The organism is Ruegeria sp. AM4 (assembly GCF_056540665.1).
In genome coordinates this window covers 89,475-103,041 of record NZ_JBQFXD010000016.1, presented here as the reverse complement: position 1 = coordinate 103,041, position 13,567 = coordinate 89,475, and the positions used below count along the sequence as shown (strand labels likewise).

Annotated in this window: 13 protein-coding genes and 1 pseudogene; 2 read left to right on the top strand and 12 right to left on the bottom strand. The window is 56.6% G+C overall.

Annotation, left to right across the window (positions count from 1 at the left end; translation table 11 throughout):
- Together ACR0JA_RS21205 and ACR0JA_RS21200 are read right to left on the bottom strand one after the other, a co-directional pair.
- The coding region (locus ACR0JA_RS21205) for a hypothetical protein (protein ID WP_480579391.1) at positions 1-267 on the bottom strand (267 nt) is incomplete at its 3' end.
- A 224-nt stretch (positions 268-491) separates the two neighbouring features.
- Positions 492-674, bottom strand: a pseudogene (locus tag ACR0JA_RS21200) (DDE-type integrase/transposase/recombinase); the annotation flags it as partial.
- Positions 675-924: 250 nt separating this feature from the next.
- Between ACR0JA_RS21200 and ACR0JA_RS21195 the strand changes: the two are divergent.
- On the top strand, positions 925-1,176 hold the full coding sequence (locus tag ACR0JA_RS21195; RefSeq protein ID WP_480579399.1) for a hypothetical protein: 252 nt from the start codon (positions 925-927) through the stop codon (positions 1,174-1,176).
- A gap of 258 nt (positions 1,177-1,434) precedes the next feature.
- Here the strand turns inward: ACR0JA_RS21195 and ACR0JA_RS21190 are convergent, their stop codons facing one another.
- The 3 genes from ACR0JA_RS21190 to ACR0JA_RS21180 form a co-directional block, all read right to left on the bottom strand.
- Entirely contained in the window at positions 1,435-2,007 is a 573-nt protein-coding gene (locus ACR0JA_RS21190) for a carboxymuconolactone decarboxylase family protein (RefSeq protein ID WP_480579389.1), read from the bottom strand.
- A gap of 421 nt (positions 2,008-2,428) precedes the next feature.
- Positions 2,429-4,846, bottom strand: coding sequence for a DNA topoisomerase (ATP-hydrolyzing) subunit B (gene gyrB, locus ACR0JA_RS21185; protein ID WP_480579387.1), 2,418 nt, complete (start codon positions 4,844-4,846; stop codon positions 2,429-2,431).
- A 102-nt stretch (positions 4,847-4,948) separates the two neighbouring features.
- Positions 4,949-5,521, bottom strand: coding sequence for a TetR/AcrR family transcriptional regulator (locus ACR0JA_RS21180; RefSeq protein WP_480579385.1), 573 nt, complete (start codon positions 5,519-5,521; stop codon positions 4,949-4,951).
- 100 nt (positions 5,522-5,621) lie between these two features.
- Here ACR0JA_RS21180 and ACR0JA_RS21175 point away from each other — a divergent pair, with 100 nt between their 5' ends.
- Positions 5,622-6,188 (top strand): carboxymuconolactone decarboxylase family protein, encoded by a 567-nt coding sequence (locus tag ACR0JA_RS21175; protein ID WP_480579383.1) that lies wholly within the window; start codon positions 5,622-5,624, stop codon positions 6,186-6,188.
- Here ACR0JA_RS21175 and recF read toward each other — a convergent pair.
- The 7 genes from recF to ACR0JA_RS21140 all read right to left on the bottom strand — a co-directional run bounded on the left by recF (position 6,185) and on the right by ACR0JA_RS21140 (position 13,436).
- On the bottom strand, positions 6,185-7,282 hold the full coding sequence (gene recF, locus ACR0JA_RS21170) for a DNA replication/repair protein RecF (protein WP_480579381.1): 1,098 nt from the start codon (positions 7,280-7,282) through the stop codon (positions 6,185-6,187). The genes ACR0JA_RS21175 and recF overlap by 4 nt on opposite strands.
- A gap of 59 nt (positions 7,283-7,341) precedes the next feature.
- A complete protein-coding gene (gene dnaN / locus ACR0JA_RS21165; protein ID WP_480579379.1) occupies positions 7,342-8,463 on the bottom strand; it encodes a DNA polymerase III subunit beta in 1,122 nt (373 codons plus the stop codon).
- Positions 8,464-8,687: 224 nt separating this feature from the next.
- A complete protein-coding gene (gene dnaA / locus ACR0JA_RS21160) occupies positions 8,688-10,070 on the bottom strand; it encodes a chromosomal replication initiator protein DnaA (protein WP_480579377.1) in 1,383 nt (460 codons plus the stop codon).
- 547 nt (positions 10,071-10,617) lie between these two features.
- On the bottom strand, positions 10,618-10,881 hold the full coding sequence (gene rpsT / locus ACR0JA_RS21155) for a 30S ribosomal protein S20 (RefSeq protein ID WP_142638226.1): 264 nt from the start codon (positions 10,879-10,881) through the stop codon (positions 10,618-10,620).
- Positions 10,882-11,112: 231 nt separating this feature from the next.
- Positions 11,113-11,889: an enoyl-CoA hydratase gene (locus ACR0JA_RS21150; RefSeq protein WP_480579375.1), complete on the bottom strand. Its 777-nt coding sequence runs from the start codon at positions 11,887-11,889 to the stop codon at positions 11,113-11,115.
- A gap of 66 nt (positions 11,890-11,955) precedes the next feature.
- The gene (mutM, locus tag ACR0JA_RS21145; RefSeq protein ID WP_480579373.1) at positions 11,956-12,807 is read right to left on the bottom strand and encodes a bifunctional DNA-formamidopyrimidine glycosylase/DNA-(apurinic or apyrimidinic site) lyase; all 852 of its coding nucleotides are present in this window, start codon (positions 12,805-12,807) and stop codon (positions 11,956-11,958) included.
- Positions 12,765-13,436 (bottom strand): hypothetical protein, encoded by a 672-nt coding sequence (locus ACR0JA_RS21140; protein ID WP_480579371.1) that lies wholly within the window; start codon positions 13,434-13,436, stop codon positions 12,765-12,767. Before ACR0JA_RS21140 ends, mutM begins: the two co-directional genes overlap by 43 nt.
- Positions 13,437-13,567: the final 131 nt, after the last annotated feature.

The window sequence follows — 13,567 nt, the reverse complement described above, 5'->3', positions numbered from 1 at the left end:
AAATCTCGTGCCAAGCTGGTCTCCATCGCAGATGTCAGCTTGAATCATGCTCAAAGCCTGATGTGAATCCCTTTTGTCAACACGACCTAGATCTGCTTTTTCGACAGCTGCATCAATGGCTGCTCGCTTTGCGGCCTTGAATTCCAACATCATTCTAATTGCTCGTACAGCGAGCTGCGCAGGCGGCCGATCTTCTATCGCAGCTTCTCGTTCCAGAGACTTTCTCAAGTCTTCATCAAGACGGATTGAATATGGGCTGGTTCTCATCGCAATCACCTGTTTCCGCTGTGTAGTACAATGTAATACATCCGCATTCTATTCACAATAGAACGATGGGATGAACTTCATCTGTTGCTCTGAACACATAAGCAAGATGTGAATTCATAAGTACGGCCTGCTTGTCCGCCGCTATTTTGAGTTTTGCGCCAACAATGCGGGGTTCTGGCGCAAACTTATTAACTGGCAGAGCATCGGTGGAATTGGTGAGCAGTTTATCCTGCCAGTTGGATGAACTGCTGAAACGGACGGAGGCCGGGCGTGAATTGACCTTTGCGGATCATATTGACCAGTTCTATGCCTGCCAGGACAGAAGCGGCTGAAGCGAAAGATTTGAATCCCAGCATGGGTCTGATCCTTCGTTTGATGAAACGGTGATCCTGTTTAATGATGTTGTTATCCGGCATGAATGAGCTCAGCGCTCTAATCGGAGGTTTTGAAGGCTTCGATGTGGGTTAGAATTGATTCACCGGGATTGGGGTGTTGGGAGCACGAATGGCGGGCAGGCCGAAGTATCTCATGAGCTGCGAGCTCGAGTTGTTATCTGGCCGCCCCTTCGACTTGCCCGGTTGCGCTGCGAGCGCGGATCCGTAGTTGTCGTGTGGCCCGCTGGCTCCCTTGGTTACTGACCATTGAAAGGAGCCAGTCATGAAGATCATTGCACTTGATGTCCATCGCACCTTTGCACAGGTGGCTATCCTGGAGAATGGCAAGATCCGGGATGCCGGTCGCATTGAGCTTGAACGCAAACACATCCTTAAATTCGCCGAGCGGCTGAATGTGGAGGACGAGATCGTCCTGGAAGCGACGGTCAATACAAAGGCTATTGTGCGGTTGCTATCACCTTTTGTAAGCCGCGTTGTCATCTCCAACCCTCTGCTCGTGCGTGCCATCGCCTAGAAGACCTTGAGGCGGTCGCCAAAGCGGCGGGCGGCGATCGGTTCTCACTGATAGGGCTGTGTCAGGGCTGTACGTCCGCCGTAGCCTTATCTACGAAAAGCAGGATGGATCGTTGAGTCTTGAGCATGGATCCACCAACAATAAATGAATGCGCCGACTTGATCCGACGAGTGATTTAACCCCGAGAGCGAAGAACGCATCTGCCGTTTTGTCGGACCAGTTTTTTTTTCGTCGTTCGAAAGTTCGAACAACATCAATTCAAGGGATGTCGAGGCCGTTCTCTCGTCCAAAATCGGTATAGAAGCTGTCACTTCGGTATCGGTTTAAAGTGGCTTCGTCCGCATCTCTTGGATCGGTGCCAGGGCTTTGAACACCTGTTCCTTCTATGAAGCGGTTCACGAGATTGAAGACACCGCAGACCTGGATAGCATCGAACAGCGCGCGCTCTGACCAGCCTGCCGCGTAGACTGCTTTTGCGTCGGCTTCTGTCATTCGGGATGGCGAGACAGTGAGCTTTTCAATGTATGCCAGCAATGGTTTGAGACGATCTTCGACTGGCGCCGTATCGCGGTCTTCCATCAGTGCTTCGATTGTCTCGACTTCAATACCGTAGGCTTTGGCGAAAACGATGTGCGCCCCATGGCAATACGCACAAGCATTCAATCCCGAGACATAGGCCGCAATGAGTTCACGTTCAGCAACCGAGAGGTCGCTCTCGCCCCTCATCACAAGGCTTTCGTACACACAAAGCGGAGAGAGTTTGTCTGGAAAGGCTTGATAGACACTTCCCAGCGTCGCGTTCTCCGGCAGAGATGGAAACAGGCGTTTCATTTAATTCTCTTTCAGTCTTGCTATGGATTACGTTTTCTCAAAGTGGGGAACCAACGTTGTTTACGCAACCTTAAAGCAATTTCGGGTTCCGCTCAGAAATTCTGTTGGGATACTGCGAACGGTAAGTTTGCCAGACGACACCCCAACTTGTTGCTGCTTGGCTAAAGGCAATTTCATTTGAGCCGTTCTCGTAAATTTGCAAAGTCAGCATTCTGCGCATCGCAGACTTTCGCGAGAATCCAAGGTTCCTTAGGGAGGCCCTTTGCGGGATTGAGCAATGCAAAGGGCCATAGCCGCAACGACTAAGCTATATACTGATTGAATTCGTCGCTAATGCAGACAAACGCGCAGCGCAAAACTATGGGCGAACTACGCAAACTTATGGGGTGTGCGAAGTGCTATGCGCAAACCTACAAAAATATCAGAAATCCAGGTTCTCGACGCTCAAGGCATTTTTCTGGATGAACTCGCGGCGGGGTTCTACCACGTCGCCCATCAGCTTGGTGAACAGGTCGTCTGCCTCTACCATGTCATCCACGCGCACCTGCAGCAGCGTCCGGGCGTCGGGATCCAGGGTTGTTTCCCACAATTGATCCGGGTTCATTTCGCCCAGCCCCTTATAGCGTTGCAGCGACAGACCCTTTTCACCTTCTTCCAGAATGGCGCGCAAAAGGTCCAGCGGTCCGTGGATCACCTGGCTGCGGTCTCGGCGGATCAGGGTGGCGGGGGTATTATAGACCTCTTGCAGGCTTTGCGTGAAGCTGCCGGTCTTGCGCGCCTCGCCCGAGCGCAGCATCGGGCCGTCCAGCGTACGCACTTCTTCGACACCCCGCAGGATGCGGGCCAGACGGATGCCGTGGTCCTGGGTGATCCGACCCTGCCAGCCGCGTTCGTATTCCAGCGCGATCAGATCCAGACGGGCCGCGACCTTGTCGGCGACGCCTTGCAGGTCCGCATCCACGGCACCGGGCACGAAGGCTCCGGCCACCGCAGCCTGTTCCAGAATGTGACGCGGGTAATGGGTCGGGAATGCGTCCAGCACACGTTTCAACTGACGGGCTTCGTCAACCACACGGGTCAGATCCTGACCGATGATCTCTTCACCCGAACCGAGTTTCAACACCGCGCCTTCAACACCCTGATTGATCAGGTAGTCATCCAGCGCAGCCTGATCTTTAAGATACACCTCTGATTTACCGCGCGAAACCTTATAGAGCGGTGGCTGCGCGATGTAGAGGAATCCGCCCTCGATAAGCTCCGGCATCTGGCGATAGAAGAAGGTTAGCAACAGGGTGCGGATGTGCGCGCCGTCCACGTCCGCATCGGTCATGATGACGATCTTGTGGTAGCGTAGCTTTTCGATGTTGAATTCGTCGCGGCCAATGCCGGTACCCAAGGCCATAACGAGGTTGCCGATTTCCTGCGATGACAGCATCCGGTCAAACCGCGCGCGTTCGACGTTCAGGATCTTACCGCGCAACGGCAGAACCGCCTGGGTCAGACGGTCACGTCCGGTCTGGGCGGACCCTCCCGCCGAGTCACCCTCGACCAGAAACACTTCGGTCTTTGATGGGTCTTTCTCGGAACAGTCTTTCAGCTTACCCGCCAAGTAGTTCACATCCATCGCGGTCTTGCGGCGGGTCAGTTCGCGCGCCTTTCGGGCGGCTTCGCGGGCCAGCGCAGCCTCGATGATCTTGCCGACAATGGCTTTGGCCTCGTTGGGGTTTTCTTCGAACCACTCGGCCAGCTTTTCGTTCATCAGACCTTCGACAGCCGGACGGACTTCGGACGATACCAGCTTGTCCTTGGTCTGCGACGAGAATTTCGGGTCAGGCACTTTGACCGACAAGACACATGTCAATCCTTCGCGCGCGTCATCGCCGGTGAAGCTGACTTTTTCCTTCTTCGCGATGCCGCTCGACTGCGCATAGTTGTTGATCGTCCGGGTCAGAGCCCCCCGGAAACCGGCCACATGGGTGCCGCCATCGCGCTGTGGGATATTGTTGGTAAAGGGCAGAACCGTCTCGTGGTAGCTGTCATTCCACCACATGGCGATCTCGACGCCGATATCGTCGCGTTCGCCCTTGATGTAGATCGGTTCTGGCATCGCAGGGGTTTTCGACCGATCCAGGTATTTGACGAACTCCTTGACGCCGCCTTCATAGAACAGCTCGGTCTCCAGCCGTTCTGCGGGACGCTCATCGATCAGGATGATCCGCACGCCCGAGTTCAGGAAGGCCAGTTCGCGCAGGCGCTTTTCCAGCGTTTCAAACGAATACTCGAGGTTTGAAAACGTGTTGGTCGAGGCCAGAAAGCGCACCTCGGTTCCGGTGCGATCCCCACACTCCTCAACCACCTTCAGATGCTCGGCCGTCTCACCACCTTCAAAACGTGCCACATGTTCCTTGCCAGCACGCCAAATGCGCAGTTCCAGCCAATCTGACAGCGCGTTCACCACCGAAACACCCACACCGTGCAGACCGCCCGACACTTTGTACGAGTTGCTGTCGAACTTACCTCCCGCATGCAGCTGGGTCATGATGACCTCAGCGGCCGAGACACCCTCTTCCGGGTGGATATCCACCGGAATTCCGCGTCCGTTATCACTGACCGAGACGCTGGAATCCGCGTGGATTTTCACGGTTACATGGTCGGCATGACCGGCCAACGCCTCGTCAATTCCGTTGTCCACGACCTCGTACACCATATGGTGCAGGCCCGAGCCATCATCCGTATCCCCGATATACATACCGGGGCGCTTGCGAACTGCCTCTAAGCCTTTGAGAACTTTTATGGAATCCGCGCCGTATTCCTGCGGTGCCTGTGCGTCTTCGGACATACCGTTCGTACCTATATTATTTTGGTAACTTATACGTTTTCTGGTGGGGAATGTCACGCGATCCCCCCACATTTTGTGGTACCATTCCGGAAATATTGTTGATCATAGTCGGTCGAGATCGGCGGCAATGTCCGCAGCAATTTCAGCGGCATCCACATCCTCGCGCTCGGCGGACAATCGCAACCCCAAAAGGTCAGATTGGTATCGCGCCGCCAGCCGGTCAGGATCGCGATCGGCATCAATGTCACCGACTTTCTGAGCGCTCCGAAACAGGTCGGCGAAACATGTTCTCATCTGTGTCATGTGAATCCGCGCCTGCTCCGCGAGATCGTGATCTTTGGACTGTAGCTCTGCGTATGTCTTGGCCAGCATGCAGGCCTTGGTTGGCAACTCTGCGGATTCGATCACCAGTCGTGGCTGCGCCTTTAGCGCCTCAAGTGGTCCGATCTCCTGCGCCAAACGCATCATATTGGCCATCCCTTCCTGCGCATACCGCTCCAACGCCAGCGCATAGAGAGCATCCTTGGAACCAAAAGCCGCGTAGAAACTGCCGGGTTTCAGTTTCAGTTCCCGCTCAAGATCCTTCAACGACGTCCCGGCCCAACCCTGACGCCAAAAGATATCGCGCGCCTTGGCAATCAGAACATCTCGGTCGTAAGCGGGCTTGCGCGGCATGGTCTTCACCAATTCTTGAACAGTCACTCAAATATATACTTGAGTGATCGCTCAGGAAACCCTATTTCTGAGCTACCGCGCCAGAAACAGGAGCTTTGACATGGCAAACTTCCCCTCTCATGACCTCGAAACTGCCCCCGAGGGATCCAAACCCCTGCTGGAAAAATCGCAAGCGGCGTTCGGTCGCCTGCCTGGCCTGCACAAAGTGATGGCAGAAAGCCCGCAACATCTTGAAGGTTATCAGGTGCTGCATGGCCTGTTCCTGCAAACGGACTTTGACAATGACGAAAAGACCGTCGTCTGGCAGACCATCAACGTCGAAAACGAATGCCATTACTGCGTCCCGGCACACACCGGAATCGCCAAGATGATGAAAGTCTCGGACGAGATAATCGAGGCGCTGCGCAACGAAACCCCGCTACCCTCAGCCAGGCTTGAGGCGTTGCGCACCTTCACCCTGCAATTGATGCAAAGCCGCGGCAATCCGACCGAGGAACAGCTGCGAGCCTTCTTTGATGCTGGCTATTCGCATCGGGCGGTGTTGGATGTGGTTCTGGGTCTGGCACAGAAAACCATGTCGAACTACGTCAATCACATGGCGCAGACCCCGGTCGACGAGGTCATGCGCGGCTTTCTGTGGGAACGCAAGGTTGGCGAACCTGCCTAGGCGCTGACGACCGAGCCCTGATCACCTTCGGTGACAACCAAGGTCTGCGCCCGATCGCCCAGTTCCGCAAACAGTTCAGGCCCGGTGCCCGTCATCCAGGCCTGAGTACCCAAGGCGCAAATCTCGTCATAGAGCGCCGCCCGCCGATCCGCATCCAGATGTGCGGCCACCTCATCCAGCAACACAATTGGTGGTGCGCCCACCAGTTCAGCCAGAGCGCGCGCGTTCGACAGGATTAGCGACACCAACAGCGCCTTTTGTTCTCCGGTCGAGCAATCCTTGGCCGGAACTCCTTTGGCGGCAAAGACACCATACAAATCGGATCGGTGCGGCCCGATCAGCGTGCGCCCAGCCGATAAATCCCGGAACCTGTTTTCATTCAATGCCTCGCGCAGGTCGTCGCTTGTGTCGGGCATCTCACCTTCGGTCTGCACAAGTTCAAGCTCGGCAGAGGGGAACGCGGTTTCTGCCCGCTCCTGCGCGATGCGCAGATGTCCCAGCGCCGCCAGCCGCGCTGCGTGTACCCGGTGCCCGGTGTCTGCCATCTGCCCCTCAAGCGCCGTGTACCAATGGGCATCCCGCACCTGCTCTTTCAAAAGGCGATTGCGTTCCCGCATGGCTTTTTCATAGGTCAGCGATGCTTCAGCGTGCGAAGGGTCAAAACTCAGCGCAATCCGGTCCAGAAACCGCCGCCGCCCTTCAGCCCCCTCGATCCACAAACGATCCATTGACGGCACCAACCAGACAACCCGCGCCAGCTTGCCCAGCTCAATCTGACTGGCCGCCTTGTCATCAATCCGAACCTGCCGCGCTGCGCCGCCCTCGGACCAGGTCTCAACCTCATACTGCCGCCCCTGCGCTGCCAGAACCCCCGACAGTTTCCAGCCCAGCGCTTCGGGTCGCCGTGTCATTTCCGCCGCACTGGCCCGCCGCATCCCGCGCCCGGGCGAAAACAGCGACACAGCCTCAAGTATATTGGTCTTCCCCGCCCCGTTCGGCCCGTGAATCGCAACCGGTCGCCCGTCCAACGACAAACGTGCCAGCTTATGAGACCGAAAATGCGAGACCGTAAGCTCGGTCAGGGCCAATCCCATGACCCCTCCCTTCATCTTTTCAAAAATACTCCCGCCGGAGGCATCGCGCGTCAGCGCGATCAGACGCGCATCGGCATGACGACATAAACCGCGCTCTGATCATTGCCTTCGCGCATCAGGGTCGGATCCCCGGCCGAGTTAAACAGGAACACCGCGTTCTCTCGGTCAACCTGCGAGGCGATCTCCAACAGATACTTGGCGTTGAACCCAATCTCCAACCGCTCGTCGCCATAGGCCACGGCCAGTTCTTCCTCAGCCGCGCCACTATCTGGCGCGTTCACCGACAGAACCAGCTTGTCGCCGTCCAGTTGCAACTTCACCGCGCGCGAGCGTTCCGAGGACACCGTCGCAACCCGATCAACGGCTTGCGCAAACTCGGCAGCGTCCACTTCCAGCTTGCGGGTGTTGCCCTGCGGGATAACGCGGGTGTAATCGGGGAAAGTACCGTCAATCACCTTCGAGGTCAGCGTGATATCCGGCGTGGCAAAACGCACCTTGGTTTCACTGACCGACACGGCGATATCCATCTCGTCATCTTCCAGAAGCTTGCGCAGCTCACCCACCGTCTTGCGTGGCACGATAACGCCCGGCATGTCTGCGGCGCCATCCGGGCAATCCGCATCGATCCGCGCCAGACGGTGACCATCGGTCGCCACGCAGCGCAACACTTTGCTGCCGTCGGACCCGTCGGTCACATGCATATAGACGCCGTTCAGATAATACCGGGTTTCTTCGGTCGAGATGGCGAATTTCGACTTGTCGAACAAGCGCCGCAACAGCGCCGCCGAGGCTGTAAAGTTCGACTGATATTCCGAGGACGCCATGACTGGAAAATCCTCTTTCGGCAGCGTCGCCAGCGAGAAGTTCGACCGCCCGGCTTCAACCGTCAAACGACCTGCCGCACTGTCGGCGGTCAGCGTCACCAACGCGCCATCTGGCAGCTTGCGCACAATCTCGTGCAGCGTGGTTGCCGCAACTGTCGTCGCCCCGGCTTTCTCGACCTGTGCAGGGGCCTTGTCGACCACTTCGATATCCAGATCTGTGGCGCGAAACTGCACCTGATCGCCTTCGGCTTCTATCAGCACATTTGCGAGAATCGGAATTGTATTGCGCCGTTCAACAACCGATTGGGCCTGCGAAACGGCCTTGAGAAGGGTGCCGCGTTCGATGCTGATCTTCATACCCTCAATTCCTCTGACTTGCGTGCCGAAACAGGCGGGACTGGCACGTTAGCGGTTCCACCCTGAGGCACAAGGATTTTTTACGGATTTCTGGGTTGGAATGCCCGATGCGTCAAGGGGCGCGTGGTCCATCTGTCACAGTTCATGGCGGACCGTGGGCAATAGCGCACAAAAACGCCCCGGACCAAAGACCCGAGGCGCGTTCAGAATGGAGATGTATAGGTTTAGGCTTCCAACGCCCGGCGCAGCATCTCGACATCTTCGGCGATCTGGCCATCGGTCAGTTTCAGCTCTTCGATGCGTTTGACGCCGTGCATGACCGTGGTGTGATCCCTCCCCCCAAAACGCCGCCCAATTTCAGGCAGGGACCGGCTGGTCAATTGCTTGCACAGATACATCGCCACCTGCCGCGGGCGCGCATAGGACCGCAAGCGTTTCGGTCCGATAATGTCGGACATGCGGATGTTGTAATATTCCGAGACCTTGCGCTGAATCTCTTCGACCGTGATTTTGCGCTCGGACATGCGCAATACGTCGGCCAGACAATCCTGCGTCAAATCCATATCGATCTCGCGACCGACCAGCGAAGCAAAAGCGAACAGACGGGTCAGGGCCCCTTCCAGCACGCGCACATTGGTCGAGATGCGTTGCGCCAGAAATTCCAGAACACCATCCGAGATCGTCAGATCGGGGTAGGTGCTGCTGTATTGCTGAACCTTGTTCTGAAGAATACCCAGACGCAGCTCATAGTCGGTGGGGTGCAGGTCAACAACCAGACCACATTGCAGACGCGATTTCACGCGATCTTCCAGATCCTTGATCTCGCCGGGTGCGCGGTCGGCAGAGATGATGATCTGCTTGTTCTGGTCCACCAACGCGTTGAAGGTGTGAAAGAACTCTTCCTGCGTCGAATCCTTGCCCGCGATGAACTGCACGTCATCGACCATCAGCACATCGACCGAGCGGAACAGATGTTTGAAATCCATCATCCGGCGTTCACGCAGCGCCTGCACAAAGCGGTACATGAACTGCTCTGCCGACAGGTACAGCACGTTCAACTCGGGGTGCCGGGTTTTCAGCTCCCACGCGATGGCGTGCATAAGGTGCGTCTTACCCAGACCTACGCCGCCATAAAGAACCAGTGGATTGAACGTGACCGGTCCGCCCTCGGACACACGGCGCGCGGCGGCATGGGCTAGCTCGTTCGGCTTGCCAACCACAAAGCTGTCAAAGGTAAAGCGCGCATCCAGCGGCGCGGCCTGCAACGCTTCCAGCGCTTCCCCTGCCGGTTCGGCCGAGGGCGCTTTTGCCAGGGCTTCGGGCTTGATCTTAGCATCTGCGGGCTGAACCGGACGCGTTGAAGAATTGGCAGCGGTTTGGAACGCCAGCCGCTGAACGGATTCACCCGACGTGTTCAGTTCATACAGAATCAGATCTGCGAAATTCTGACTGACATAGTTTCCCATGAAATTGGTCGGTACGGAAAAGACGGCCACCCCATCCTGCAACTCCTGGAACTCGAGCGGTTCGATCCAGGTGGTAAAGTTGTTTCGTCCCACAGCCTTGAGCAACTTGCTACGCAGCTGCCCCCATTTCTCTTGTGTCATACGGCGCCTCACGCATCCCATTCTTTATTGGCCTGTCGGCCTTATTACTATGGTCCGGTTCCCCGGTTTATTGCGTTCACGCACAAGGCTACCGTTGCGCCGGACCGAGTAAGGTCTGGCGGGTAGTCAATTCGATGTTCAGCGCAGTCACACCTTACTCGACCCCAAAACAGGGCCGCACCCGCCTTTCGGGTGACGCATCACAGCTCAAATTTTCGACAGGGCCAGGATCAACGGCAACACCTTGATCCACAGCAGATCGTCCGTCCGACCAAGGTCGGTTTTCGAACATTCGCCCCATTGATCTTCCTGATGCCCGTCAGGTCAATCGCTGGAACAGCCTGTCCCCCCAAGCGAGTGAATCGCTGAAACAGTGGTAGCAAGAGGGCACCGGTCGCGGCAATGAAACTCTGATATTGACTCGGGGTTCGGCCCGAAAGAATCTCTCAGTTTCGTGAAGGCGCGGCTTTCCGGCAACAATGAAAAAGGCGCCGCGCAGCGCGACGCCTTTTTCTCAGATCAACGCTTGACGCGTTTTCCAGCAGAATCAGCCCAGCGCTTTGACGCGGGCCGACAGGCGGGACATTTTGCGGGACGCGGTGTTCTTGTGGAAGACACCTTTGGTGACGCCGCGCATCAGCTCGGGCTGAGCCGCGCGCAGGGCTGCGGTTGCTGCGTCCTTGTCACCGGATGCGATGGCTTCTTCAACTTTGCGCAGATAGGTACGGATGCGCGAACGACGTGCTTTGTTGACGGCGAAGCGCTTTTCGTTCTGACGAGCGCGTTTCTTTGCCTGGGGCGAGTTTGCCATGTGTCTCTGACCTTTGTTCGGTACGGTTATCTTGGGTTGCGCGCCACGGACATGTCCGCACCGGATCAGAAATCACGAGTGTGAGTCGGGCCAAGCGGGCCGCACGCGCATGTATAGCGGCGCTGACTATCCAAGTTCACAAGGTTTGACAAGCCGATTCTTGTCATCCGCATAGCCGCCATGAATAAGGCGGGCCAAGGCCCGCCCCGGATCAGCCCAAAGGCGCGCGAACTATTTGTCGCGGAACTGGGCCGAGCGCTTTTCGAGAAACGCCGCCATGCCCTCTTTCTGATCTTCGGTAGCGAACATCGAATGGAACACGCGCCGCTCGAACAGCATCCCCTCGCTGAGCGGCAGTTCATAGCTGCGGTTGACGGCCTCTTTGGCGGCCATAGCGGTCAGCAATGATTTTTCGGCGATCTTCTGGGCAACGCCGGTGGCCTCTTCGATCAGCTTCTTGGCTGGAACCACCCGACTGACCAGGCCTGCGCGTTCGGCCTCTTCGGCGTCCATGAAGCGACCGGTCAGGTTCATGTCCATCGCCTTGGACTTGCCCACGAACCGGGTTAGACGCTGCGTTCCCCCCAGGCCGGCAATGACACCCAGATTGATCTCGGGCTGTCCGAACTTGGCGTTGTCGGCAGCGATGATGAAGTCGCACAGCATGGCCAGTTCGCATCCACCGCCCAGCGCATAACCGGCGACGGCGGCGATGATCGGCTTGCGAATGGCCGTGAGCCGGTTGTTTGCATCGGCAAAGAGGTTCACATTGAACACATCGACATAGCTCATGTCGGACATCTCCTTGATGTCCGCGCCAGCGGCAAAGGCTTTGTCCGAGCCGGTGATCACGATGCAGCGCACCTTGTCATTGCGATCCGCGTCTTCCAACGCTTCGCATAACTCGCCCAGCAACTGAGTGTTCAGTGCGTTCAGCGCATCGGGTCTGTCGAGTTTGATTAGGGCGACGTGGTCTTCGATTTCGACGATGATCGTCTCAAAAGCCATGAGGTGTAAGCTTCCGGTTGTTCCGTTCAAGTACGATTCCTTACCACGCGAAAAACTTGGATCAAGCTATCTTTGACATTGCGCACAGTAGAAGGATGAGCGACCGGACTGGGTGATTCTCTTGATTGCTGTACCACAGCCCTCGGTCCGACAGGGATCGCCTTCGCGGCCATAAACGTCAAAGCTGTGCTGAAAATATCCAAGCTCTCCATCGGCTTGGCGGAAATCGCGCAGCGACGAGCCGCCCGCCTCGATCGCCTCCTGCAACACCTGACGGATGATAGGGACCAGCGCTGCGACCCGCGCAGCAGAGATTTGCCCCGCTTTGCGACGTGGCGACACGCCAGCGCGAAAAAGTGCCTCGCAGACATATATGTTGCCCAGACCGGCAACGATTCCCTGATCCAGAAGCGCCGATTTGACCGGCGTGTTCTTGCCCTTGAAGGCCTCGATCAAATGCTGTTCGTGAAAATCGTTGCCCAGCGGTTCAGGCCCCAGAACCGACAACAGCTTGTGACCTTCAGCGGACACCGTCGGTATCAGATCCATCGCACCGAACCGGCGTGGATCGTTGAAGGTAATGCGAGCGCCATTAGCCATATGGAACACCACATGGTCGTGTTTTTCCGGCATCGGGTGTTCATGTGCGAATTGTCCCAGCGGATCGCCCGAGACCGTCATCCGCCCCGACATCCCCAAATGAATCAGCAGGGTTTCACCGCTGCCGAGATCCGCCAAAATGTACTTTGACCGTCGCCGCAACCGATCAACCCGCTGCCCCGTCAGCCGTTCGGCCATCCGATCGGGGAACGGCCAGCGCAGATCGGGGCGGTTCACGTCCGCACGTTCGATCAACTCGCCTTCCATAGCGGGGCTTAGACCCCGGCGGACCGTTTCGACTTCGGGAAGTTCCGGCATGTCCTCTCCTGATTTGCTGCGATGGCGTTTTCCAGCGCCTGCACCATTTCATCATGTCCGGTTACGTATTTCAGAATCCGTGCCGTCTTCCCATCGGAAAATCGCAGAAGGTAATTTCCGTTGTGCCCGAGGCGTATCGATTTGAGCTTGTTCAGATCATAGTAGCGCCGCTGAAACAAAGGGCTCATCGTCACCAGTTCTGACCCATCGATCGAGATGGAATTGGCGAGGTGAAAGACCAAAGTATAGGCACCCAGCGCCATTATACCCAACTTGATCAGCACAATGGTCTCAGGGTGCAGCATAGGGAATATTTCGTCTGCACGCGCCAGTTCCGGCCTCACGAAGCTGATATAGAACAACACAATCAGAACCATCACGGTCACTACGATCACACCCGGCGTTGTTCCAAATCTCATCCGGGTCAACGATTGCTGCGCAGGTCGTTCGCTACCGGCCCCAAACATCGAATCCTGCAAAACATCATGGGGAATGTGCCGCGTAAACGCATCGAGTTTGTCTCCAAGACCTTCAGCGTGATGCACCCTGAAAATCGTGCGGACGACGACCCTGACTCTCCATGCGAAATAAAGAAACGCCAGAAGCGTCCCCAAAATTGCTGCAAACATCGAGAACCCCAGAACTTCTTGATGAATGACCATCTCCTAAACGGCGACTAAGGAAAATATGTGGCGTGGCAACCAAATCTCGCGCCCTGCTACCTTTTCACGCGATTGTCTTCCCGGGCTCGGAACCTATA

Excerpts from the sequence above, each read along its gene's own strand:
- ACR0JA_RS21195 (WP_480579399.1), top strand. The coding sequence starts at position 925 with ATGAAGATCATTGCACTTGATGTCCATCGCACCTTTGCACAGGTGGCT.
- ACR0JA_RS21190 (WP_480579389.1), bottom strand. The coding sequence starts at position 2,007 with ATGAAACGCCTGTTTCCATCTCTGCCGGAGAACGCGACGCTGGGAAGT.
- gyrB (WP_480579387.1), bottom strand. The coding sequence starts at position 4,846 with ATGTCCGAAGACGCACAGGCACCGCAGGAATACGGCGCGGATTCCATA.
- ACR0JA_RS21180 (WP_480579385.1), bottom strand. The coding sequence starts at position 5,521 with ATGCCGCGCAAGCCCGCTTACGACCGAGATGTTCTGATTGCCAAGGCG.
- ACR0JA_RS21175 (WP_480579383.1), top strand. The coding sequence starts at position 5,622 with ATGGCAAACTTCCCCTCTCATGACCTCGAAACTGCCCCCGAGGGATCC.
- recF (WP_480579381.1), bottom strand. The coding sequence starts at position 7,282 with ATGGGATTGGCCCTGACCGAGCTTACGGTCTCGCATTTTCGGTCTCAT.
- dnaN (WP_480579379.1), bottom strand. The coding sequence starts at position 8,463 with ATGAAGATCAGCATCGAACGCGGCACCCTTCTCAAGGCCGTTTCGCAG.
- dnaA (WP_480579377.1), bottom strand. The coding sequence starts at position 10,070 with ATGACACAAGAGAAATGGGGGCAGCTGCGTAGCAAGTTGCTCAAGGCT.
- rpsT (WP_142638226.1), bottom strand. The coding sequence starts at position 10,881 with ATGGCAAACTCGCCCCAGGCAAAGAAACGCGCTCGTCAGAACGAAAAG.
- ACR0JA_RS21150 (WP_480579375.1), bottom strand. The coding sequence starts at position 11,889 with ATGGCTTTTGAGACGATCATCGTCGAAATCGAAGACCACGTCGCCCTA.
- mutM (WP_480579373.1), bottom strand. The coding sequence starts at position 12,807 with ATGCCGGAACTTCCCGAAGTCGAAACGGTCCGCCGGGGTCTAAGCCCC.
- ACR0JA_RS21140 (WP_480579371.1), bottom strand. The coding sequence starts at position 13,436 with ATGTTTGCAGCAATTTTGGGGACGCTTCTGGCGTTTCTTTATTTCGCA.